Below are 26,286 nucleotides of genomic sequence, written 5' to 3'. Positions count from 1 at the left end.
TCAACTTAGATGACGCTAAATATAAAAATCAAAAACCTCCCTTCCGTAATTCTTCTACACTATCTTTAACTGCCCAAACCATCCGCTCCATATCCTCATTTGTATGGGCTGTGGATAAGAAACCACCCCCGCCTCGGAGCATAATTCCCCTGTCGAGCAAGTGATAGTATAACAAGTCCAAAGCACTTAAAGAACTAGACTCTTCCGAGGAGGAAGCATTACCAGAAGAAGCAGGACCGAACAGAGAACCAAAATGTGCCATTCGGATAGGCATATTCTCCATTTCAAAGTAATTATTGAGTGTTTCAACAAAGTGCGATGTGCGGGAATTTAACTGCTCCTGTAGACTCACTCCTTGAGTTTTAAGATGCTGAAGAACTACTTTCGCAGCAGCCATCGCTAGTGGATGCTTACAAAAAGTACCGGCAAAAAACGTTGTTTTTGCTTGAGGATATGATGAGTCTCCGTAGTTCCAATTACCGCCATCAATGCCATCCATATAGTTGGCTTTGCCAGCAATAATTCCAATTGGCATTCCACCACCGACAATTTTTCCATAAGTTGCGATATCAGCTTCAATGCCAAACCATGCTTGTGCGCCGCCTGGATGAATTCGGAACCCAGTAACCATTTCATCAAAGATTAAGGTTATCCCTAATTCTTGAGTTAATTGCCTTAATTGTTGCAGATATTCTTTAGGTTGTAAATCAAGTCTGCGCGATTGCACGGGTTCAACTAGCACAGCTGCTAATTCTTGACTATGTGATTTTATTACATCTAAAGATTGAGGATTTCCATAATCTAAAATTAAAACATCTTCAACAATATTTTGCGGTATTCCTGGAAAAGCTGGCGCTGTTTGTACCTTTCCTTCTACTTTTTTAGCTTTTGCTAATGCTTCATTAAAATGACCGTGATAAGAGCCTGAAAACATGGCGATTTTGTTACGACCTGTTGCAGCCCTTGCCAAACGGATCGCCGTCATTACGGCTTCTGTGCCTGTATTGCTAAAAGTAACTCGCTCCATTCCTGTCAGTTCAGAAATTAGTTGGGCAACCTCACCGGCACACTCGGCTTGAGGGCCAACTTGGATTCCTTGCTCAAGTTGCTCTTGCAAAGCTTCTTTGATAAAGAGTGGATTGTGACCAAAAAGATTGACCCCGAATCCCATCGTTACATCTATATATTCGTTTCCATCAACATCCCAAATTTTAGAGCCTTGGGAGCGCTTAGCAACAATTGGATAAAACATTTCCTTTAAGGGGAAACTGAAACCTACTAAGGTTTTGTTGTCAGCTAGAACTGGACGATACGTTTGAGCGAATTCTTTTGAAGTTTTTGTGCGATTGATATGGCGTTCAATTAGGTTTTCTAAATGCTTTTGCTGAGGGGAGATTGGGCTATTTGTAGATTCTGATTGAATGGTTTGCATGATGAAGTTTCCTTTGGTTAAAACTAACGTTTCTTTCGGGTTTGGGCAGTTATTGGGAATGAGTTGCTAGCAATCCTAAATGAACTATAAAATTCTCTTTCTTCTCTCTACGTTCTTCACTTATTTAGGATGTCTGTATTCCAATCATTTCTGGAGCCTTTAGAAATCCGCTGCGAATGAGATATGAGAAGTAGGTACTGAGCAATTCCCTATTTACTGGCGGACACACAATAGAAGTTCCTTCCAGTCCAGTGCGTGTATTCTGGCAGTCAATGTGGCGAATTACTGACTCACTACTGCTAGTTTGATGAGATTCGCTTTCCGAAAAAGTTGGCAGTAGCGGATATAGGGCATTATCAGGCGATCGCTCAGCCAAATTTCCTAATTCTCCTCGCCACTGTTCATCAGAAATTTGCCGGAGTGGATAGCCAAATGAGCGAATCAAATTAACCAGTTCGTTCCACTGGATAGGGCGGGGATTGACAATATGAAAAACCTTGCCCAAAGAAGCTTTCTGTCTTGATAAATGAACGATAGCTTGACTTGCATAGTCCCCGGAAATTAAATTCACCATTGTGCTACGCTTTGGGGCACTTCCGATCTGAATGCAACCTTTAATCATTCTGAAAGTATGATCGTCGGGATTGCAGGCACCTGTTTGGCTGTGTCCTGAGATACGTCCGGGTCTGTAAATAGATATCGGAAGTCCTCTTTCGCTAGCAATCGTGACTAACTTTTCGGCAACCCATTTACTCTGGGTGTAGCCGCTATTTATTCCTTCCCAATCATCAATTCTGTCCTGTTCCCGAACGATTTGCAAACCCGAATCAGCCGCCGAGATGACGCCAATTGTAGAAATAAAATGCACTGGCTTGATTTTGAGTAGACTTGCCAATCTCAAAACTTCCTGAGTTCCCAGCACATTGGCAGGTTTCAGGGCAGAGTAAGGGAAAGTAAAATTAACTAAGGCACCATTGTGATAGATAACATCGATTTGACTACCCATTTCTCGGAATTTATCATTGGAAAGCCCTAAAAGCGGTTGAGATAAATCTCCTAAAATGGGTATAATTCGTGAGTTAAACCTTTCCTCCCAAAGTAAGTAAGATTCCAGGCTATTTTGTAGCCGTTCTTTCCCGGACTCTGTATTGGTAGCCCGTACCAGACAATAGATATCTGCTTGGGTTTGTTGCAAAAGTTCGGAGAGTAAAAATGCTCCTAAAAATCCGGTTGCTCCAGTTAAAAAGATGCAATTTGGTTCAGTAACTAACTCAATAGGTATAGAGTCAGGGCGAATTGTCGGATCTAGGACAGCTTCAGCGTTTAGATTTAACTTCGAGGCGGGAGAAACAAAAGGAATGACTCCCTGTTTCATTTCGATGCTTTTCCCTAAATCGGCAATGGTAAGAGCATCAAAAAAATCCCGTAAGGACAGTTCTATCTGGAAAGTTTCTCGCACCTTAGCAAGTAACTGCGGGATGAGTAAAGAGTGTCCCCCTAGGTCGAAGAAATTGTCATAAATCCCGACCTTTTGAAGTTTGAGAAGTTGAACCCAAATTCCAGCTAGTACCTCCTCAACGCTGTTGCGAGGAGCTACAAACGTATCTGCTACGGGTTTTATTGTCTCCGGTGCTGGCAATGCCGAACGGTCTATTTTGCCATTTGGAGTGAGTGGCAACGCTTTCAGCATCACGAAAGCAGAAGGCACCATGTAATCAGGTAATTTCTCCTTGAGGAAGGAACGCAAATCGTTATCGTTAATGAGTGCTGAATTTGAAACGATATAAGCCACTAAACGCTGTCCCACATTTTCTCGCAGCAAAACAATACTCTGGCGTACAGATGGATGTTGCGACAGTACCGCTTCAATTTCCCCTAACTCAACACGGAAACCCCGAATCTTCACCTGGTCGTCAATTCGTCCGAGAAACTCGATGTTTCCGTCGGGTAAATAACGAGCCAAGTCTCCGGTTTTGTAAAGGCGGGATTCAGACCTCTCCCCCAACCCCTCCCCTAGTAGGGGAGGGGAGCAATTCTCCTCCCCTACTAGGGGAGAGGGTTGAATCGTTAGGTTTTGATTAAGTGGATTCGCAATAAATTTTTTGGCTGTAAGTTCCGGCTGATTTAAATAACCCCGCGCCAAACAAGCACCGCCGATGTATAACTCACCCGGTACGCCAATGGGAACTGGCTGAAGATGAGCATCCAAGATATAAATCTCCGTGTTCGGGATTGGACGACCTAGAGGAACTGTTTCAGAATTCTGCTCCGCTTTCTGACCCGCTACCTGATAAGTAAGTACGCCTACTGTGGCTTCTGTTGGCCCGTAATGATTGAAGATTTGGCAGTCGGAAGCTTGTTTTTGAATTGTCTCAATCAAATTCCAACTTAAAGCTTCACCACCAAGGATTAATCGCTTTCTAGGTAAGATGTGCGCGGGGTTAGAAGCTGTCAGTAAAGCAGATAAGTGAGAAGGAACAATCTTGAGACAATCAACTGGATGTTGTTGAAAGTAATTTGCCAGGGCCTCTGGGTCAGTTGCGCGTTCTTGCGAGATTATATGGAGACATCCACCCGTACACAACGCCGGGAAAACAACTGTATGACCTAAATCGGCGGCGAAGGTGGAAATAATGGCATAACTAGCACCTGCTGGCAAATCTACTCTGTTGATAATACCGTTGACATAATTCAGTAGTTGTTGATGCTCGACGGCAACTCCTTTAGGCGTGCCAGTGGAACCGGAGGTGTAGATTACATAAGCGAGGTTTGAGGGATTTTGGATGGAATTTTGACTTTCGACTTCTATGGTTTCCAATTCTGTATCCAGACATACGACCTTGGCGCTGTGTTGGGGAATTTCTAAAAATTGTTTTTGAGTTAACAACACTGGCACTTGAGCATCTTGCAACATCAAGGAGAGGCGTTCTGTTGGCATTGCCGGATCTAGCGGTAGATATGCACCACCTGCTTTGAGAATGCCAAGCAATCCAATTACTATTTCCAGGGAACGTTCAACGCAAATACCTACCACTACCTCTGGTTGAACTCCCAACTTTTGCAGGTGATGCGCTATTTGGTTGGCACGCGCATTGAGTTCTCGGTAGGTTAATTGTTGATTTTCAAATACAACGGCAATGTTGTCTGGGGTGCGTTCCGCTTGTTCTTCAAATAGTTGGTGGATGCACTTGGATTGGGGGTAATCGACTTGAGTATTGTTGAATTCAACTAATAATTGGTGTCGAGAGCGATCGCTGAGTATATTTAACTCACCAACTGCGGTTTCTGGGTTGTTAGCAGCACTTTCTACTAAGGCATGAAATTGTTCTGCTAAGGATTGAATTGCCTCTACACTGATGATGCTGGCATCATAGTCAAACTTTGCACTCAGCGACTCATCCCGACGCACGCAAGAGAGTTTTACTTTGAAGCGATCGCAGCAGACGTACTGCTGGTAAAGCGAAAATGATAAATCACCAGCAGAATATTTGTTTAGCTGTTCTTCAAACTCGAAACCAAAGGGGAAACCGGATAAGGTTGCAGTGCTAATATCTTCCCGGCAGAAATACTCTTGCCAGTTATCGGCATCGCTTACAGACTGCTGAACTTGCTGTACGATTTCCCTGAATGTAAAGCTGTTTTCTAGATGACTGCGAAGCGGTAAGAATTTGGTAAACAGTCCTAGCGCTGGCTCTAATTCTTCATATTTTCGACCATTAAAACCAGTGCTAACAATAATATTTGGCTCTCTAGTTAGCCGACAAAGTAGAGTTTTCCAGCAAGTGAGTAAAACGGCTGAAATAGAAATATTGTATTTTTGCGCGATCGCTGTAATTTTGGCAACTAAATCCGGCTCAATCTGGCACTCGATAGAGTTTAGTTCAAAATTAGCGGGTAAGCCAAGCAATTTCTTCTCTAAAGGTAGCTTTAAATTAGCCAAGTTAGAGAAATCTTGCTGGTTCCAGTATTCTTTACCTGTTAAATCCTCTTCATCCTTAAGCAATTGATTCTGCCACTCGGAAAATTGCACGTATTGCACAACTTCTTCCTCGGCTATTTCACCTTGAAGATTTGCGACATATCTTTGACTAATTTCTTGGACCAGATTCTTCAATGTCCAACTGTCAGCGCAAAGGGAAGGCAAAGTAACAATTAAAATATGTTTGTCATCCGACAGAGTAATTAAAGATGCACGCAGTAGCGAACCAGTAGGTTCGGAAGTAGAAATTGAACGTCTTTCTTCTTGAAGAATTGCCTCGATTTTTGCTTTTTGTTCCTGGGGATTGCAATTGCTTAGATTGATGGAATGCCAAGAGGTGATGTGGAAGCGATCACTAACTACTTGGATTGGTACTTTTATCCCTGGTTCTCGATGGAAACTTGTCCTGAGGATTTCGTGCCGATTTATGATTTCCTGCACAGCTTCTTTTAAAGCTGTTGTCTTGAGATTGCCCTCTATCAAAATGGCACATTGGGCGCAATAAGCAGCGCTATCTTGTTGCAATAACCAAAGATACCTTTGTTGAGGAGATACCCGAAATCCATTAATTGTTTGCATTGTTAAAATTGCTCGTTTTTAATATGTTTCTTGTTTCCACTCACCCGCCAGGGGTTTAAATTCCTCTCTAATAGCGAAAGTCTACTTAAACCGACCAATATTTAGATTTTTCAGTTCGTTAAAACAGACTTAAGCTATCAGACGGGGAATTTATTCCCCGGCGGGACGGCAACGTTCTTCATCACTCATCATTTCTCCCATCGCTACCACAATCTTCCGCGAACCTACAAATGGGTTACGGCTGTGTGCAGCCAACATATTGTCCAGCATTAATATGTCTCCTTCCTGCCAAGGAAAACTAACAGATGCCTGCCGATAAACTTCTTGAATTTCGGCTATTACAGAATCTTCAATGGTCGTGCCATCTCCGTAATAAACATTCCGGGGCAGGTTTTCTTCTCCAAATACAGATAATAAAGAGGCGCGGACTGCTGGATCTAAGCAGGAGATATGGTGCAAGAAAAGTTGATTAAAAAATACCGTTTCTCCCGTTTTTGGATGCTTGGATATCGCTGGACGAATTTGGCGAGTTCTCAACCCATTGTCTTCTCTCCACTCAAATTCGATTGCAGCTTTTCGGCAATAATCTTCTACCACACTTTTATCGGTCGTTCGAAAAAACTCTTGCCAGCTCACATCTAATCCATCTGTATAGTTGCGGACGTACATAATTTGCTTTTGGGCAAATCTTTCTTGAAGTTGAGAATTGAGTAAATGATAAACTTTGCGGCTGTCAATAATCGGAGTTTCTCCGCCTTGCTGTGCAGCTTTGACGCAGAAAAACCAAATTTTTAAAGGCCAGCGGTGTAAATGCGAACTCTCGTTATGAAACAAGATAGCTTTATCCGCCGGATAAGGAGTAGAACCGTAAACTTGCCCGCTAACTCCTTCACGAGGTAAGTCTCCATATTCTCCGAACAACTGGGGACAAATGGCTTGGGCAAATTGCTCAAAAACGGACACTAAAGGTTCGTTAAAGCCTCGAAACAGAATTCCTCCATGTTGTAATAACTTGGTTTCGATGAAGTCTTGGTTGTTTTTTGCCCAGTCAACGATATCAACCTCGTTTACGGCAGGTTTGAGAACTAAGGGGAATGTTTCTCCGGCTTGTAAATATTCGGTTTTGACTAATTCGCCTTTGGGCAGAGTAACTGCTTTTGGTTTGATGTTTTTGAACTTGCTGAAGTTACTCTTTTCCCGTTTGATCTCTTGCATGGCTTGTTGTTTCTTTTCAGCTTCGGTGAGTATTTCCAAAGGATTGAGGCGCGTATCCGGCTGGGCGACGATGCTGTTGAGGAGGGTTTCAAAATGAGCTGATAGACGAGCGATCGCATCCGCATCAAATAAATCGGCGTTGTACTTCCAACTGCCAACAATGCCATCCTTTGTTTCTGACACGAACAGCACTAAATCAAATTTCGCTGTCCCGCCCTCTACTTCAATTGGGGTTAAAGTTAAACCCGAAACTTCTAAAGTAGGCACGGGCGTATTTTGCATCACGAACAACACTTGAAACAGGGGAGTGCGGCTCAAATTTCTTTCTGGACGCAGTTCCTCGACCAACTTCTCAAAAGGCAAGTCTTGATGGACATAAGCTTTTAAAGTGATGTCGCGCACTCGCTTGAGCAACTCGCGGAAAGTGGGGTTGCCACGCATATCGGTGCGTAAGACCAAAATGTTGACAAAGAAACCAATCAACAATTCAGTTTCAACTTGAGTGCGATTGGCGACATCGGTGCCAACAATGATGTCATCCTGACTAGTATAGCGGTGCAGCAGCGTCTGAAAGGCTGCCAGCAGTGTCATGAAGAGAGTTACACCTTCTTGGCGGCTGAGTACATTTAGTGCCCCAGACAGCTTTGGAGATAGCTCAAAGGATTGAATGCCAGCTTGAAAAGTAGAAGCAGCAGGTTGTTTGGTGGGTAGTTTCATCTGGGGCGGATTGTGACCTAACTGCTGCTTCCAGTAATCAAGTTTGGCTTCCAAAACCTCTCCTTGCAGCCATTGTCGTTGCCAAACTGCATAATCTGCGTACTGTATGGGCAATTCCGGCAGCGGCGAGGGTTTCCTGGCACAAAAAGCTTCGTAGAGTGCCGCCACTTCCCGAATCAGTACCCCCATCGACCAGCCATCAGCGATGATGTGGTGTAGGGTCAGCAGTACCGCATTTTCTGCCTCATCCAGTTGTAATAAAGTGACGCGCAGCAACGGCAATTGAGTGAGGTCAAAAGGTCGTTGCGCTTCCTCGGTGGCAAGTCGCAGCACCTCCGCTTCTCGTTCGGATGGTGGCAACTGTCGCAGGTCGATTACTGGTAGCTTAAAAGTAGCCGATGGGATAATTACCTGCACGGGTTGCCCTTCCACCGTCGCAAAGATTGTCCGCAAAGCTTCGTGACGCTGGATAATCTCTTGAAAGCTTTGCTCTAGCGCTACGATATTCAGCGCACCGACTAGACGCACTGCGGCGGGAATGTTATAGGCAGAATCGCCTGGATTTAATTGGTCGAGAAACCACAGTCGCTGTTGGGCAAAGGAGAGGGGGAATTCTCTATCCCGCACAACTGGCACGAGGGGCGGAGTTTGAAGACCTTGTTGGGCGCGACAAGCTGTTTCGATGCGTTCTGCCAAACCCGCTACTGTCGGCGACTCAAACAGATAGCGCAAGGGGAGTTCAACTTGAAACGCTTCGCGGAGGCGAGACATTACCTGAGTTGCCAGCAGCGAGTGTCCGCCTAAGTCAAAGAAGCGATCGCATACACCGACTTGCTGAAGACCTAAAACTTGAGTCCAAATCCCTGCTACAACTTCCTCCATTGCGGTGCGGGGACTGACAAAAATCCTTTCTAATTCAGGTCTGGTGGTGTCAGGTTCTGGTAATGCGCGACGGTCAATTTTTCCATTAGGCGTTAAAGGAATTGCTTCTAGCAGTACAAAGGCAGAAGGCACCATGTAATCGGGTAGCTTCTCCTTGAGAAATGAGCGCAGTTGTGCGGGTGTTGTTGCAGCTTCCGCTGGCATCGGTACGACATAAGCAAGCAAATTCTTGTCGCTAGAATTAGCCTCTCTAGCAATCACTACCGCTTGCTGCACGGCTGGATGTTGGCTGAGTACCGCTTCAATTTCGCCCAGTTCAATCCGGAAGCCTCGCACTTTAACTTGGTGGTCGATGCGTCCCAAATATTCCAATTCACCATTCGGGAGATATCTCGCTAAATCTCCAGTTTTATACAGTAATTCCGACTTTTCGGATTGGTCTAAAAACGGATTGGCAATGAACTTCTCGGCTGTTAGTTCAGGTCGATTTAGGTAGCCTCTGGATAACCCTTTCCCGCCAATATACAGTTCACCCGTAACACCCACAGGGACAGGCTGTAGAGAGCGGTCTAAGATGTAAACTTGCGTATTAGCAATCGGACGACCGATAGAAATCGCATCCCTACTTTCCACCAGATGGATAGTAGACCAAATGGTAGTTTCCGTAGGGCCGTACAAGTTCCACAAGCGATCGCCCCGCACCAGCAATTGAGCGGCGAGTTGTCGCGGTAAGGCTTCGCCACCACAGAGGATTTTCAAGTTCTTGTTCCCCTGCCATCCTGCTGCCAAAAGCATTCGCCAAGTCGCAGGCGTTGCTTGCATGATGGTCGCCCCAGAATCGGTCAATGTTGTTAACAACTGTGCCCCGTCAGAGGCGATTTCACGGCTGACTACAACAACGCGAGAGCCTACAGTTATGGGGAGGAATATTTCTAGCGCCGCAATATCAAAAGATAAGGAGGTGACAGCTAATAAAATATCTAGCTGATTTATTCCTAATTTCTGGCGCATAGAAATTAGGAAGTTGACGACACAGGCGTGGGAAATTTGTACGCCTTTGGGTCGTCCGGTTGAGCCGGAAGTATAGATAACATAAGCTAAGTTTGAGGGATTTGGGATTGGATTTTGACTGTGGATTTGTTGATTTCCCCAATCGCTGTCCAGGCATACAACCTGAGCATTCTGGGAGGGTAGGAGATTTAACAGGCGTTTTTGGGTTAATAATACCGGAACTTGAGCATCCTCTAACATGAAAGCGAGGCGCTCTGGGGGATAGGCTGGATCTAGGGGAAGGTAGGCTCCCCCTGCTTTGAGAATGCCCAGCAATCCGATTACCATTTCTAGGGAACGCTCTACACAAATCCCTACTAAAACTTCAGGCTTCACACCGAGTTTCTGTAGATGATGTGCGAGTTGATGCGCCTTGGTATTGAGTTCGGCGTAGGTGAGTTGTTGGTTGTCAAAAACAACTGCAATAGCATCGGGTGTTCGTTCCGCTTGTTCTTCAAACAACTCATGCAGACACCGATCCGGCGAGTCGTTTGTGTGAGTATTGTTCCACTCCCATAACAACTGATGTTGTTCGGGTTGCGTCAAAAATGGCAAAGTGGAGATAGCGCGATCGCTATTGGCAACAATACTTTCTAACAAGGTTTGAAAATGTCCTGCCATCCGCTGGATCGTGCTGGCATCAAATAAGTTTTTGTTGTACTCAAATATGCCAGTAAGACCTTCTGATTCCTGGGCTAAGTTGAGTACAAAATCGAATCTTGCCGTTTGGCTCTCCATCTCTTCGAGACTGAGCCTAACTCCCGGCAATTCTAAAGTTTGCGTGGGAACATTACGCAGAGCAAACAACACTTGAAACAGCGGGTTCCGGCTCAAATCCCGATTTGGCTGCAACACTTCTACCAGCTTCTCGAAGGGTAAATCCTGGTGGCTGTATGCTCCCAGCGCCACCTCGCGCACCCGTCCTAACAACTCCTTAAAAGTAGGATTATTTGCTAAGTCAGTACGCAGAACTAAAGTATTCGCAAAAAAGCCAATTAATCCTTCTAGTTCGGCGCGGTTGCGGTTGGCAATTGGCGAACCAACTAAAATATCTTCCTGTCCGGTGTAGCGATAAAGCAGAGTTTTGAACGCCGCCAGCAAAACGATAAATAAAGTCGCTCCTTGCTGCTGACCTACTTTAGTCAGTTCCTCAATCAACGCCTTGGACAAGACAAATTTTTCCTCAGCGCCTTGGAAGGTTTGCACCGCAGGTCGCGGTCGGTCTGTCGGCAAATCTAGTACGGGAAGATTGCCCCCCAATTGCTTTTTCCAATAAGCAATCTGGGCTTCTAAAACTTCTCCTTGTAGCCACTGTCGCTGCCAAACTGCAAAGTCTGCATATTGGATACTTAATTCAGGAAGGAGTGTAGAGACGCAATTAATCTCGTCTCTACAAGCGAAAGCTTTATAAAAAGTGACTAACTCTTGAATAAATATCCCCATTGACCACCCATCTGAGACGATGTGGTGCATAGTAAATAACACCACATACTCGAATTCGTTCAGATGCAGCAACCTAACTCGCAGCAAAGGTGCCTGTGTGAGGTCAAAGGGTTTTTGCGCTTCTGCGGTGGCGAATTGCCGTACTGCTTGCTCTCGTTCGGTGTTGGAGAGTGACCGCAAATCGATGAGTGGAAGCGTGAATTTAAAATCAGGCGTAATGACTTGGACAGGTTGCCCATTCACTGTTGTGAAAGCAGTTCGTAGGACTTCGTGACGCTGGATAATTGCGTTGAGACTTTGCTCCAGAGCGATCGCATCCAGCGTTCCCTTAACGCGCACAGCCGCAGAAATGTTATAGCTGGTATTTCCCGGGTCTAGTTGGTCAAAAAACCACAACCGCTGTTGAGCAAATGACAAGGGAAACGAGTTAGAGTCCCGGTTTTGGCGGGGGATTTGGGTTGGTGCTATCGGCTCTTTTTTCTGATTAAGCCGTTTTAGCAGCAACTCGCGTTTTTCTGGAGAAAGTCCGGCGATGCGCTCGCTTAAATTACTCATTTGCCTACTCCTTCCTTAGCCAAAACTTCTCGAACTTCTTCCTCCGATATTTCATCTAGCTCTGCTAACATTTGAGCCATCATTTCCTCATCGGTCTGTTCAGCGAGTTTTTGCGCGATCGCGACTGCTAAATCCGCAACAGTAGGAAAGTCGAAAAACTGCCGCAAAGGCAACTCCACATTAAAGGCGTCACGCAATCGGGAAATCACCTGAGTTGCTAGCAGCGAATGCCCTCCTAGCTCAAAAAAGTTGTCGTAAATGCCCACTTGTTCAATCCCGATTGCTTCAGCCCAAATTCCAGCTAATATCTCCTCAACATTGGTGCGGGGAGCAACAAACGTTCCTGCTAACTCTGGTCGAATTTGCTCAGGTGCTGGCAGTTTTTCCCGATCCACTTTCCCATTAGCAGTTAAAGGCAGAGTCTTTAAAATCACAAAAGCAGAAGGTATCATGTATTCCGGCAACTTCGCTTTTACAAAAGAACGTAAGTCACCCATTAGATTTGATTGAGTGGATTCTTCTCTACTCCCCTGCTGCTGACTCAAAATCGAATAAACGACTAAACGCTTGTCACCAGGCACATCCTCGCGAACTACAACCACAGCCTGTTCTACGGCGGGATGCTGCTTTAGCACCGCCTCAATTTCCCCTAGTTCGATGCGGAAGCCCCGGATTTTTACCTGATGGTCAATTCGTCCCAGAAACTCAATGTTTCCATCCGGTAAATAGCGAGCTAAGTCGCCAGTTTTGTATAAGAATTTAGAATGTTTTATTCTGAATTCTGAATTTTCCTCTGACTCCTGACTCTGGATATCAAATCCAGTTAATTCCTCATAGAACCCCACCCCCAACCCCTCCCCGCCTGCGGGGAGGGGAGCCGGAGCCGCAGGCTGTGGCGGGGTGGGGTTCAGAGGGAATGCTGGTTCATGAAGCGGACTTGATATGACTCCTGAATTCTTTAAAAATGGGTTGGAAATAAATTTCTTGGCTGTTAGTTCCGGCTGATTTAAATAACCACGCGCCAGATTATCTCCCCCAATATAAACTTCACCAGACACACCAATAGGCACAGGCTGAAGATGATTATCCAGGATATAAATCTGGGTATTTGCTAGGGGACGACCGAGTGGAACGGTCTTTGAAACATTAGCTAAGTTCCCACTTTCTACCTGATAGGTAAGTACGCCGACCGTTGTTTCTGTTGGCCCATAGTGATTGAGAATGCGACAGGATGGAGCCAAATTCTGGATTTTCTCAATCAAAGTCCAACTAGAGGCTTCTCCACCCAAAATTAATCGCTGACGAGGCAAAATAAATTCTGGGTGAGAGGATGCCAGTAAAGCCGATAAATGAGAAGGAACTATCTTGAGGCAATCAATTGGATGCTGTTGAAAATATTGCGATAGCGCTTCAGCATCAGCGGCGCGATCTTGGGAGATGATATGCAGACATCCTCCCGTACACAAAGAGGGGAATAAAACTGTATTTCCCAAGTCGGCAGCAAAGGTAGAAACCATTGCAAAACTGGCACCATCGGGAAGATCCAATCTTTCCAAAATGCCATTGAGATAGTTGAGAATTTGTCGATGTTCTACCGCAACGCCTTTGGGTGTTCCGGTAGAACCGGAGGTGTAAATGACATAGGCAAGATTTGCTTGCCCTCCCCCAGCTTCCGATTCCCCCGCCTGCGGCGACCCCCTTTTTAAGGGGGTTGGGGGGACATAGCCTCCCTTTTTAGGAGGGGTTGGGGGAACATAGCCCCCCTTTGTAAGGGGGGTTGGGGGGATCTTTGAAGGGTGAATATCACTAGCCGAAATGTATTGAGTCTCTAAGTTGCGATCCGAAGGCTGCGCGGTAGCGCAATCGCTCTCTTGTTGCAGTTCCGACTCGGAATCTAAGCAGAAAACGGTAGCTGTCGAGCCAGGAAGGTTGGTAACTAAATGTTGTTGCGTTAACAGCACCTTTGCCTGAGTATCTTGCAGGATGAACGCTAGACGCTCCAGCGGTAAGGCTGGGTCTAAGGGGACATAAGCTCCCCCAGCTTTCAGCACTCCCAACAGTCCAACAACCATCTCTAGAGAGCGTTCTAGATAAAGACCGACTAAAACTTCTGGTGCGACACCCAGCTTTCGCAAGGAATGAGCGAGTTGGTTAGCGCGTTGATTTAACTGCTGATAAGTGAGTTGTTCGCCTTCGTAAACGAGTGCGTTCGCGGAGCGTGCGCTTAGCGCAATCGCGTCCGGCGTTTTTTCAACCTGTTGCTCAAATCGTTGATGTATTCCCTGAAATTGAGGAAAATCAATCTTGGTATTGTTAAACTCAATCAATTGCTGGCGTTCTACATCGCTAAGAATTTTTAACTCCCTAATCGCAACATTTGGAGTTTCGAGAATACTATCAACTAAAGTGCTAAATTGTCCGGCTAACCGCTGAATATCCGCTGCATCAAATAAGTTTGCGTCGTAGTGAAACTCGATACTCAAAGCGTCTTCCCGCTCAACGCCAGCAAGCTTAATCTTGAAGCGGTCAATACAGATATATTGGCGTTCAATTGAAAAGGTAACGCCAGCAGCAGAACACTTATCAGTCGCTTGATTAAATTCAAAACAAACTGGGAAAAAGGGTGAATCAGCCGAAGCGTTCAAGTCCCAGCTAAAATATTCTTGCCATTGGTAAACTTCTTGTTGCGCTTGATGAATTTTTTGCAGTAATTCACCGAAAGAAAGCTTAGCTTCTAAATGGCTTTCAATTGGCAAATATTTGGAAAATAATCCCAACGCCGATTCTAACTCCTCGTATTTTCGTCCATCGAAAGCTGTCCCAATTACCAAATTTGATTGTTTCGTGAGCCGCCAAAGCAAAATTGTCCAGCAAGTCAGCAGGAATGAAGGCACAGAAGTTTCATACTTACTCACGAATGCGGTTATTTTGGCTACTTTATCGGAATTGATTGTCTGGGTAATCAATTGCGGTTGAAATTTAGCTTGTTTTGAAACTAATATTTCCAGCGGTAGCTCAATATTTAACAGTGCCGAAAAGTCTTGCTTTTCCCAATAGTTCCGTCCCGCTTCCGTATCTTCTCCTTCCAGCAATTCATTCTGCCATTCAGAGATATCGGCATACTGCATTATTTCATCGTCCAGTTCCGTACCAAGACAGCAAGCAGCGTATGTCCGACTAATTTCTTTTGCTAAATGCTGTAAAGTTGCAGTATCGGCACAAAGAGCAGGTAAGTTAATCAGCAAAATATGCTTCTGCTCTGACAGAGTAATTAAGCTTAACTGTAATAGGGAATCTTCCTCGAAATTACAGGGTTGATGACCGATTGAATTAAAAAATGTTTCAAGTTGAAGGCTTTGTTCTTGGCTATTTCTAGCACTTAAATCAATAGATTGCCAGTGAAGAGCGCTACTCTCTGAAATAACTTGCAGGGGAATCGTCATTCCCGGTAGGCAGCGAAAATGGGTACGAAGGATTTCATGTCGCTCGACAATTTCTTGCAGGGACGTTTTCAACATCTCTATATTGAGACACCCTTCTATTAAGAGATAACACCTAGCTTGATAATCTTGATTTGAATCAAGTTGTTGCAATCCCCAAAGGCGTTTTTGCTGGGGAGAGATTTGGAATCCCTGAATAGTATCGTTTGGCATTTTTAAAACTTTATTTTCCATTTTTAAACTTCATCTAGGCTGTATTAAATATGGCTGCTGCTAAAAGGTTCAGCCATGCCTACAACAACTTGGCGCGAACCGGCGAAGGGTGTTCTTCCGTGAGCCGTTAACATATTGTCGAGCATCAAAATATCTCCGGCTTGCCAAGGAAACATCACAGTTTCTTGGCGATAAGCGGAACGAATTTCCTCTAAAACTTCGGGTTCAATGGGGGAACCATCTCCGTAATAAGTGTTATAGGGAAGCTCAATTTCCGAAAAGGCTGACAATGCTTGGCGAATTTTTGCTTCTAGCGTTGATACGTGAAAGAAAGCTGCATGATTAAACCAAACTGTTTCGCCAGTTTTCGGGTGGTTAACTACCGCCGGACGAATTTGACGAGTTCGCAGCTTGTCGCCTTCTTTCCACTCCATCTCAATGCCGTTCTCATGACAGTATGCTTCGACAACGGTTTTATCTGAAGTTTGAAACGCTTTTTGCCAGGGAAGTCCGAGTCCACCGCTAAAGTTGCGAACATACATCACTTGTTTTTGGAGAAAGCGATCGCGTGTTTTGGGGGAAATGTGATCGCAGACTTTCCGAATATCCGCAATTGGCGTTTCTCCACCTTGTTCCGCAGCCTTTACACAATGAAAATAAATCTTTAAAGGCCATATATTGGCGTAGGAAAGTTCGCTGTGAAGAAAGATAGTTTGATCGGCTGGATAGTCGGTGGAAGTATAAACATTGTCCTTCACCAGAGTACGCGGTGATGAACCTTCTTGATACGGTAAAAGTTTACCATCAGAACTGGCTTTAACGAACTGCTCAAATACTTCAATCCCATTAATTTTGAAGTTGCGGAAGAGTATTCCTCCAGAATTGGGAAGTTGAGTCTCAATAAATAAACGATTATTTCGCATCCAACTAATTAAGTCTAAGCCGTCTACTATTGGTTCGATAACGAGCGGCAAAGGTTGGTTAGGTTGTAGGGGTGCTACTTTAATCAATTCACCTTCTGAGACAGTAATTGATTTTCTCTGGGCGGTCCCTACTTTTTTAAGGCTGAGTTTGGGCGATTTTGGGATGTTCATTGTCATACTTAGTTTCTTGCAGAAAGCAGAATATTGTGCGTAACTCCCGATCTGACCTATCCCTAACCCCTATCCTCGTAGTAGAGGATCTTCCGCCTCCCCCTTCCCTGCAAGGGAAGGGCTTGGGGGGTTAGGTTCTATCCATGCAGTGCCTTACGTTTAACTCGCTTTAACTTTTGCAGGCTAGTTTGTGCGAGTTCTTTTTCTTGGGCGATTTGCTGTTGTTGTTCGGCTTGCGTAATTATTGCTGCAAGTTGTTCTAATTTAATCTCTGGTTGTGCCACGGCTTGGCGCACAATAGCTTCTAAATGTTCGACGATTCGAGCAATCGTTGCAGCATCGAATAACTCAGTTTTGTACTCTAATGAGCCTCTTAAACCTGCGCCTGTCTCCGTTAATCCCAGTCTTAAGTCGTATCGTGCGATACCGCTGTAAAATTCAACTGAACTAAGCGTTAATTTCGGCAGTTTTACATCTGGAATTGGAGCATTTTCCAGCGCGAACCATACCTTAAACAAGGGAAATTCACTTTGTTTACGATTGGGTTGTAGCGCCTCTACTAACTTCTCAAATGGCAAATCTTGGTGAGCATAAGCGCCTAAAGTGACTTCGCGCACCCGTGCTAATAATTCTCGAAAGCTGGGATTTCCAGATAAATCAGTGCGAAGAACTAAGGTATTGACAAAGAATCCAATGAGTGGCTCTAGTTCAACGCGATCGCGATTGGCAATCGGCGATCCGATGAGGATATCTTGCTGTCCCGTGTAGGCATAGAGCAAGGTTTTAAACGCTGCCGAAAGCGTCATAAATAAGGTAGCTCCTTCCCGCTGGCTGAAAGCTTGAATTGCATCGCTCAAATCCTTGGGAAAGGCAAAACAATGGATAGCACCTCGATTTGACTGAACGGCGGATCTAGAGCGATCGCTTGGGAATTCTAATAGTAAATTACCGCTTAATTGCTGTTTCCAATAACTCAAATGCTTTTCCAGCACCTCTCCTTGGAGATATTGCCGCTGCCAAACCGCAAAATCAGCATATTGGATTGGTAATTCAGGCAGCAAAGAAATTTCCCCAGTCGTAAAAGCTTTGTAGAGTTCAGTCACTTCTTGCAACAGCACCCCAATTGACCACAAATCGAAGATGATATGGTGCAGGACGAGAACTAAAATATGCTCTTCCTCACCGAGTTGCAGCAGTTTAATCCGAAACAGGGGTGCTTGAGTTAAATCGAAGGGTTTTAATGCTTCTTGGGCAATTAGTTGTTTAATTTTTCCTTCTCGATCCGCCTCTGGAAATGCTTGCAAGTCGATAACAGGAAATGTCACTTTCATACTAGGAGCAATTTCTTGAATCGGTTGCCCTTCCATCACGAAACGGGTGCGAAATATTTCGTGTCGCCGCACAATTTCGTTAAAGCTTTGCTCTAGTGCCGCAACGTCTAATTGCCCTATTAGGCGAACTGGTGCAGGAATATTATAGTCAGGCAAACCGGGTTCTAAATTATCGAGAAACCACAATCGTTGTTGAGCAAAAGATAGGGGTAGTGGCTGATTGCGGGAAACCCGTGCAATAGAACTAGAATTTAAAGTTTGTTTTGCTTTCTGAGTTGAGGAAATTACTTCAGCTAATTCCGCAACAGTTGGTGACTCAAATAAAGTCCGTAGCGGTAATTCGACTTGGAAAGTTTCCCGCAGCCGGGAAGTTACTTGCATAGCGAGTAGCGAGTGACCGCCTAATTCAAAGAAGTTATCAGAGCATCCTACCTGCTGTAAATTTAGAATTTGAGCATAAATATCGGCAACTGCTTGTTCAATGGGTGTACGTGGCGCAACAAAGTTTTTTTCAAGGTAGGGGTTTATTTTGCCAAGGGTATTTAATAAGCGTCGATCGATTTTTCCGTTGGGTGTTAAAGGAATTGCCTCTAGCAGTACAAAGGCAGAAGGTACCATGTAATCGGGTAGCTTCTCCTTGAGGAATGAGCGCAGTTGTAAGGGTGTTGTTGCAGCTTCCGCTGGCATCGGTACGACATAAGCAACTAAATTCTTATAGCTAGAATTATCCTCTCTGGCAATCACTACCGTTTGCTGCACGGCTGGATGTTGGCTGAGTACCGCTTCAATTTCGCCCAGTTCAATCCGGAAGCCCCGCACTTTAACTTGGTGGTCGATGCGTCCCAAATATTCCAATTCACCATTCGGGAGATATCTCGCTAAATCTCCAGTTTTGTACAGTAATTCCGACTTTTCTGACTGCTGTAAAAATGGATTGGGAATGAACTTTTCTGCTGTCAGTTCAGGGCGATTCAGATAACCCCGCGCTAAACCCGCACCCCCGACATACATCTCACCCGGAACGCCAATAGGCAGAAGATTTTGGTGTGCATCTAGTACATAAACCTGCAAATTAGGGATGGGAATGCCAATTACACTTCCTGCATCTTCGCGCAAATCGGCTGTTGTTATTGGGCGAAAAGTGACGTGTACGGTGGTTTCCGTAATCCCGTACATATTCACCAATTGAGGAAATCGATCTCCGTGGCGCTCGCACCAGGGTTTTAAGCTTTGAAGTTCTAGTGCTTCCCCTCCAAAAATAACCCAACGCAAAGCCAAGTTTCTAGGAGTTGTTAAAGATTGCTCTACTTGAATTAGTTGTCGAAAAGCTGAAGGAGTTTGGTTGAGAACTGTAACTCGTTCTTTGCACAACAATTCATAAAAAGCTTCCGGCGAACGGCTAACCCAGTAAGGCACTACTACTAACCGTCCGCCGTAAATTAAGGCTCCCCAAATTTCCCAAACCGAGAAGTCAAAGGCATAAGAGTGAAACAGCGTCCAAACTTCTTGTTGGTTGAAATGAAACCGCGATTCGGTAGCGGCAAATAGGCGAACAATATTTGAGTGATTAATTAATACGCCTTTGGGTTTACCTGTGGAACCCGATGTATAAATTACATAAGCCAGGTTTTCGCCTGTCGTTTCACCCTTAACATTGTCTTGGCTTTCTTGGGCGATAAGTTCCCACTCACAATCAAGACAAACGACTTTAGCTGACGTTTTAGGAAGCGAGGCTACTAGCTGTTGTTGAGTTAACAACACTTGGACTTGAGCATCTGACAATATGAAAGCCAAGCGCTCTGGAGGATAAGCAGGATCTAAGGGTACATAAGCGCCACCCGCTTTGAGAATTCCTAAAATTCCAATAACCATTTCTAGGGAACGCTCTACAAAAATCCCTACTAAAACTTCTGGCTTCACGCCGAGTTTCTGTAGATGATGTGCGAGTTGATTCGCTCGATTGTTGAGTTCGGCGTAGGTGAGTTGTTGGTTTTCAAAAACTACTGCAACAGCGTCTGGTGTTCGTTCTACTTGTTTTTCAAATAACTGATGAATGCACTGCCTAATTGGGGATTGAGCCGAGTAGCTATACTCTTGGGTTAACCTCTCCCTCTGCCACTCTCCTGCAAGGAGAGGGGAGTCATGCTCCCCCTTCCCTGCGAGGGAAGGGGGCTGGGGGGTTGGGTTTGCCAAACAATATTGAGTTTGGTTAAACTCCACCAACAACTGATACCGTTCTGACGCGGTCAAAATTGGCAAGTCAGCAAGACGCTGATTAGGATTAGCCGCAATGCTTTCCAACAATATTTGGAAATGCCCTAGCATCCGAGTAATTGTGGCGGCATCAAAACGGCGATCGTCGTACAAAATTTTGAGCAACAACTGGGTTCCCGTTCCTGCCATGATCGTTAGGGGATAGTTTGTCTTCTCAAAAACCTGCAAATTGTATATCTTTAGGTTCTGATTTTCTTCCCATTGTTCGGGTTCAACGGGATAGTTCTCTAAGGTAACGATGCTTTCAAAGAAAGATATGTTGGCAGGAATTTCACTCCATCCCTGAATTTTGACAAGCGGACTGTACTCGTACTGACGCATCTCCGCTTGTTGAGCTTGGAAACGATTTAACCAGGGCAAAAGCTCGGCTTCAGGATTGACATCTACCCGCATTGGCAAGGTGTTGACAAACATCCCGACAATGGATTCTACTCCCACCAAATCGGTTGGACGCCCAGAAGAAATTGCCCCAAAGACGACATCCTGTTCGCCGCTGTAGCGACTCAGCAGAATCGCCCAAGCGCCTTGCACTAAGGTGTTAATCGTTAAGCGATGCTGCCGTGCTAAGGATTCGAGAGCCGCGCTGACAGACTGCGATAGCTTGATTTGCTGCTCGTTCTCGTTCTTTTCTAGACTCGCCTGGTTGTGCATCCGGTCTAGCCCTAGAGGAGTCGGTGCGGTAAAGCCTTGCAGTGTCTTTCTCCAGAACGCTTCCGCTTTCGATAAGTCTTGCTGTTGGAGCCAGGTAATGTATTCCCGGAACGGACGGGGGCGTTGTAGGTGTAATTCTTGACCTTGGCAGAAGGCTTGATAAAAGGCGTAAACTTCCTTAAATACCAAGGGACCCGACCAACCATCTAAAAGGATGTGGTGATGGCTCCAAACCACTTGATAGGCATCATTTGCCAATTGGATCAAGGCGAGACGCATCAAGGGGGCTTGGGAAAGGTCGAAATCGCGATCGCGATCTGCTTGCAAAAACATTTCTAACCATTCTGCTTGCAAATCCCGCGACATTTGCCGCCAATCTTGTTCCTCCCAAATCAGTTCAGCTTGGCGGTACACCACTTGATAAGGCTTTTCCAAATCTTCCCAAAAGAAGGCAGTCCGCAAAATCGGATGTCTGTCGATTACTTGTTGCCAAGCTTGCTTAAACGCCAAGGTATTAAAATCTCCTTGCACCGTCCAGCTATACTGCTCGAAATACATTCCCGATTCCGGGGCATACAGCGTATGAAACAGCAACCCCTGCTGCATCGGTGAAAGTTCGTAAATGTCTTCTAAATTTTCAACTTTCATGGCGGCTGCCTTTGGTAGATTGACTAATTTGGGCAAGCAACTTATCAAAGTCGCTGGTACTAGCTTTGGCGGCGATAAAGTCTGAGGGAGTGTAGCCGCCTGCTTCTGGAGATTGACAGTGGGCAATAAGCGATCGCAACGCTTCTATATATCCCTCAGCCAGTCTCTGCACCGTTTCCCGGCGATGTACGGCTTCGCTAAAACTCCATTCCAGGCGCAGTTGACCGACTGCAACGAATCCATTAATTTCTAATAGATAGGCTCGGCTTCCCCGTGGGCTGTAAAGGTTTCCAGTAGATTCGGAGGCGATTTTAAATAGCGAGGATGGCGGTAAACTTTGGTCAAATTGACCGAGATAGTTGAAAGTTACCTCCGCTTGAGGTAACGCTTTTAGTTTCAAGGCGATTTCTTCGCTGCTGAGGTAGCGCAACACCCCATAGCCAAAGCCACGATTGGGAATCCGGCGCAGTTGTTCTTTAACTGCTTTTAAAGCTTCTCCGGGTTGGCTATTTTTACCCGTCAGCAACACGGGAAAGACTGAAGTAAACCAGCCTACCGTGCGAGATAAATCAATTGATTCAGAGAACGTCTCTCGTCCATGCCCCTCCAGATCCACGAGAACCGAATCCATCCCCGTCCATTGCGAAAAAGCTTGTCCCAAAGCAGTTAGTAACACATCGTTTATTTGGGTGTTATAAACCTTGGGAACCTCTTGTAATAGAGCTTGAGTTTCGTCTTGGCTCAAGCTAACGGATACAGTTTGAGCCGTAGCCATTGTATTGATTCCGTTAGCATCTACGGGTAAGCAAGAAATCGGTTTTTGTAATTCTGCCAACCAATAATTTAGTTCTTGCTTTAATGCGGCTGAATTTGCATACTCTCGTAATTTTTCAGACCACTGTTTAAACGAAGTTGTTTTAGGCGGAAGCTGACTTGATTTGCCTTGACTGATTTGTTCGTAACTTGTCTGTAAATCTTCAAGTAGAACTCGCCAGGAAACACCATCAACCGCTAAGTGATGAATGACAATCAGCAAACGGTTCGGTTGATTGTCGCCAAGCTGAAATAAAGCAACTCGAATCAGCGACCCTTCAGATAAATTTAAGCTAGCTTGAAGTTCATTAGCCGTATCTTCAATTGCTTGTTTTTGTTGGGTTTCTGATAGGTTAGAAAAATCAAGTTTGATGAGTGGTATTACTTCATCAACATTAGCGTGAAACTGTTGCCAACCGGATGCATCTTTGACAAAACGCAATCGCAGTGCATCGTGATGTCTCAGTAGTGCCTGTACCGACTTCTCCAACCAAGTAATATCTAATTTTTGCCTGGTTTCTAGCAAAACTGCCTGATTCCAGTGGTGAGCATCGAGTAAATTTTGTTCAAAGAACCATTGCTGAATTGGTGTCAGAAGCACTGATCCAGTCACGATACCTTGTTCAGCTTCAATTATCGTTTGGGTGGTACCCGCTACCGCCGCTAACTCTGCAATTGTCTGATATTGAAAAATTTGTTTTGGACTTAGCTGAAGTCCTGCATCACGCGCTTTAGAGATTATCTGAAGACTCAAGATAGAATCTCCACCTAACTCAAAGAAGTTATCGTGAATGCCAATTTTATCAACTCCCAGAGCCTGCGACCAAACTCTCGCCAGAACTTCTTCCCTTGTGGTTTGAGGTGCGGTGTAAGCTGCTTCAGTTGGGGAACGAGTGAGATCTGGAACTGGAAGCGATCGCCTATCTAATTTACCATTCGGTGTTAGTGGTAAAGCCTCCAACAACACAAAAGCCGATGGCACCATATAATGCGGTAGTTTTTCCTTCAAGAAGCTACGCAATTCTTTGAGAAATTCTGCATCTTGTAAGGACGTATCTCCGTGCGCCTGTCCTAATTCAACCTTGCCAAGATGGCTGACTATATAAGCAATCAAGCGTTGGTTTCCGGATTCATTTTCGTCCGCTAAAACCACAGCCTCACGCACTTCTGGATGTTGACTTAACACCCCCTCAATTTCTCCTAGCTCAATCCGGTAGCCGCGAATTTTTACTTGATAGTCAATTCTGCCAATAAACTCAACATTTCCATCAGGTAGAAACCGCGCCAAATCCCCAGTTTTATAGAGGCGGGACTCTGGCTCATTACAGATTTCTTTTCCCCCCACTCTGCTTGCGAAGAGGGGGCTAGGGGATGAGTTTCTTACTCTAAAAGGATTAAAAATAAACTTCTCTTGTGTCAACTCATGACGGTTGAGATAACCCCGCGCCAAGCCAGCACCGCCAACATAAAGTTCGCCAGGAACGCCGACAGGTAGTGGCTGTAAATGGGAGTCTAAGATGTAAAGCTGAGTGTTGGCAAAGGGACGCCCAATCGGTACTAACTGCTCACTCGATAAATTAGACGTTCCTTCAAAATAAGAACTATCAATCGTGGCTTCCGTTAAGCCAAAAGAGTTAATCAGTCGCGTCTGACTTCCACAAAATTGGCGGATTTTTTCATACTCTCGTACATACCAACTATCAGAGCCACAAATTAGCATCCGCATAAAGTCGAGGCGCTTATTGTTTTCTTCTAAATATTGAACTAAGCACCTCAAAACAGCCGGGACAAATTCAGCACAATTTACCTTTTTCCGGAGCATCAATTCATAAAGTTTTGGCGGCTCTAGCAATAATTCGCGGGGGCACAGAACCAACTTTCCACCAGAACATAATGCCCGAATTAAGTCTCCTGTAAATACATCAAAGGAAAAATTCGCCATCTGAAGGTGACAACTTTGGGCAGCGCGAAGTTGATAAGTGTCCTCCCAAGCTAGATAGATACTAACCAGGCTGCTATGCTGAATCATCACTCCTTTCGCTTTGCCAGTAGAACCGGAGGTATAGATGATATATGCCAGGTTATCAGCAGTCACTTTGGTAAGTGGATTCTTGGTACTATTTTGTGAAATTACCTCCCAGTCTGCATCCAGACACACAACTTTTGCTTTGTGTTGAGGCAAACTCTTTAACAGCAGATGTTGAGTCAGCAACACGGGCACTTGGGTATCTGACAACATGAAAGCCAAGCGCTCTGAAGGATAGGCAGGGTCTAGCGGTACATAAGCACCACCCGCTTTGAGAATGCCTAAAATTCCGACAATCATCTCTAGGGAGCGTTCTACACAGATACCCACCAAAACTTCTGGTTTTACCCCTAGTTTTTGCAAGTGATGCGCTAGTTGATTCGCTTTGGCATTGAGTTCTACATAGGTTAGTTGCTGGTTCTCAAATACGACAGAGATCGCATTAGGTGTCTTCTCTACTTGCGCTTCAAATAACTGATGAATACAGAGATTTATCGGGGAACTCTCTTGGGTGTCATTCCATTGGACTAGCAACTGATGTCGTTCGGCTTCTGTCAGGAGTGGCAAATGTGATAGGTGGCGATCGCAATCAGCAACAATGCCTTCGAGCAAGGTTTGGAAATGCCCCACCATGCGAGTAATCGTGGTCGCGTCGAACAAATCGGTGTTGTACTCAAACGAGCCAATCAATTCTTCTCCCCGTTCGACCATATCCAGGCTCAAATCGAACTGTGCCGTACCACTGTCCACTTCCAAGGGAGTTACGGTTAGTCCCGATGCTAGCTGCATCGCTGGCATGGGAGCATTGTTTAAAGCAAACCACACCTGAAACAGAGGATTTTGGCTCAAATCCCGCTCTGGTTGTAGTTCTTCGACAAGCTTTTCAAAGGGCAAATCCTGGTGAGCATAAGCACCTAACGTTACTTCCCGAACCCGATTTAGTAACTCTTTGAAAGTGGGATTGCCACTTAAATCTGTTCGCAGCACCAAGGTATTGACAAATAACCCGATTAATCCCTCAACTTCCGCTCGGTTGCGATTAGCGATCGCGCTCCCCACAATCAGGTCATCTTGGTTTGTGTAACGGTGTGCTAGCGTCTTGAATGCCGCCAGCAGTGTCATAAACAAAGTCACACCCGTTTGCTGACTTAGCGATTTGAGGGCTGCTGTCAAGGTTTTGGATAGGACAAAAAATTGCTTTTTCCCCGTGTAAGACTGAATCGCCGGTCGAGGGCGATCGCTTGGCAGTTGCAGCACTGGCAAAGAACCGCTCAATTGTTGTTTCCAGTAATTGAGCTGAGTTTCCAAAACTTTCCCCTGAAGCCAGTCACGCTGCCAAACAGCAAAGTCTGCATACTGAATTGGAAGTTCCGGAAGGGGTGACGGGTTGCTATTAGAAAAGGCTTCGTAAAGTGCTGCCATTTCTCGCAGAAATACCGCCAAAGACCAACCATCAGAGATGATATGGTGCATGGTCAGTAGCAACACATGATCTGCTTCATCCATTCGTAACAGCGTGACTCGCCACAGAGGAATTTGCGTTAAATCAAAAGGTTGTTGAATCTCTGCATTTGCTCTTGCATAAATCTCAGCTTCTCGCTCAGTTATTGGTAGCGCTGTTAAATCTAAAATCAGCAAGTTTAGAGTTATGTTGGTTCTGATAACTTGCACTGGCTGACCATCTTCAACCGCAAACGTCGTCCGCAAAGCTTCATGACGTTGCACCATTTCATTGAGACTTTGCTCCAAAGCGACAACATTCAGCTTCCCTGTAAGACGGACAGCGGCAGGAATGTTGTAGAAAGGGCTGCCTGGTTCAAATTGATCCAGAAACCACAATCTTGCTTGTGCAAAAGAAGTCGGAAGAACAAAAATATCGTCTTCTTGAATGTCTGTTTCTTGAATGTCTGTTGTAGCGTCCCAGGAAGAATGCAATGTCATCGT

7 protein-coding genes are annotated in these 26,286 nt (G+C 45.1%); all 7 read right to left on the bottom strand.

All coding sequences use genetic code 11. The features are described 5' to 3' along the window. Positions 1-28: 28 nt before the first annotated feature. The 7 genes from H6H02_RS07700 to H6H02_RS07670 all read right to left on the bottom strand — a co-directional run bounded on the left by H6H02_RS07700 (position 29) and on the right by H6H02_RS07670 (position 26,283). Positions 29-1,432, bottom strand: a complete 1,404-nt coding sequence (locus H6H02_RS07700; RefSeq protein WP_190816254.1) for an aspartate aminotransferase family protein — start codon at positions 1,430-1,432, stop codon at positions 29-31. Between the two features lie 124 nt (positions 1,433-1,556). Next, the gene (locus tag H6H02_RS07695; protein WP_190816252.1) at positions 1,557-5,990 is read right to left on the bottom strand and encodes a non-ribosomal peptide synthetase; all 4,434 of its coding nucleotides are present in this window, start codon (positions 5,988-5,990) and stop codon (positions 1,557-1,559) included. Positions 5,991-6,140: 150 nt separating this feature from the next. Continuing rightward, positions 6,141-11,852: a non-ribosomal peptide synthetase gene (locus H6H02_RS07690; RefSeq protein WP_190816250.1), complete on the bottom strand. Its 5,712-nt coding sequence runs from the start codon at positions 11,850-11,852 to the stop codon at positions 6,141-6,143. Next, a complete protein-coding gene (locus H6H02_RS07685; protein WP_190816248.1) occupies positions 11,849-15,505 on the bottom strand; it encodes a non-ribosomal peptide synthetase in 3,657 nt (1,218 codons plus the stop codon). The genes H6H02_RS07690 and H6H02_RS07685 overlap by 4 nt, the downstream gene beginning before the upstream one ends. Positions 15,506-15,549: 44 nt before the next feature. Continuing rightward, a complete protein-coding gene (locus H6H02_RS07680) occupies positions 15,550-16,599 on the bottom strand; it encodes a TauD/TfdA family dioxygenase (RefSeq protein ID WP_190816246.1) in 1,050 nt (349 codons plus the stop codon). 137 nt (positions 16,600-16,736) lie between these two features. After that, a complete protein-coding gene (locus tag H6H02_RS07675) occupies positions 16,737-21,503 on the bottom strand; it encodes a non-ribosomal peptide synthetase (protein ID WP_190816243.1) in 4,767 nt (1,588 codons plus the stop codon). Next, on the bottom strand, positions 21,493-26,283 hold the full coding sequence (locus tag H6H02_RS07670; RefSeq protein ID WP_190816241.1) for a non-ribosomal peptide synthetase: 4,791 nt from the start codon (positions 26,281-26,283) through the stop codon (positions 21,493-21,495). The genes H6H02_RS07675 and H6H02_RS07670 overlap by 11 nt, the downstream gene beginning before the upstream one ends. Positions 26,284-26,286: the final 3 nt, after the last annotated feature.

Origin of the sequence: Coleofasciculus sp. FACHB-1120, assembly GCF_014698845.1 — a bacterium.
Lineage (GTDB): Bacteria > Cyanobacteriota > Cyanobacteriia > Cyanobacteriales > FACHB-T130 > FACHB-T130.
Note: the sequence above shows the minus strand (reverse complement) of the source record. Positions and strands in the feature narration are given on the sequence as shown.

Coding starts and splice junctions, on each gene's coding strand:
- H6H02_RS07690 (WP_190816250.1), bottom strand. CDS start 11,852: ATGAGTAATTTAAGCGAGCGCATCGCCGGACTTTCTCCAGAAAAACGC.
- H6H02_RS07695 (WP_190816252.1), bottom strand. CDS start 5,990: ATGCAAACAATTAATGGATTTCGGGTATCTCCTCAACAAAGGTATCTT.
- H6H02_RS07675 (WP_190816243.1), bottom strand. CDS start 21,503: ATGAAAGTTGAAAATTTAGAAGACATTTACGAACTTTCACCGATGCAG.
- H6H02_RS07680 (WP_190816246.1), bottom strand. CDS start 16,599: ATGAACATCCCAAAATCGCCCAAACTCAGCCTTAAAAAAGTAGGGACC.
- H6H02_RS07670 (WP_190816241.1), bottom strand. CDS start 26,283: ATGACATTGCATTCTTCCTGGGACGCTACAACAGACATTCAAGAAACA.
- H6H02_RS07685 (WP_190816248.1), bottom strand. CDS start 15,505: ATGCCAAACGATACTATTCAGGGATTCCAAATCTCTCCCCAGCAAAAA.
- H6H02_RS07700 (WP_190816254.1), bottom strand. CDS start 1,432: ATGCAAACCATTCAATCAGAATCTACAAATAGCCCAATCTCCCCTCAG.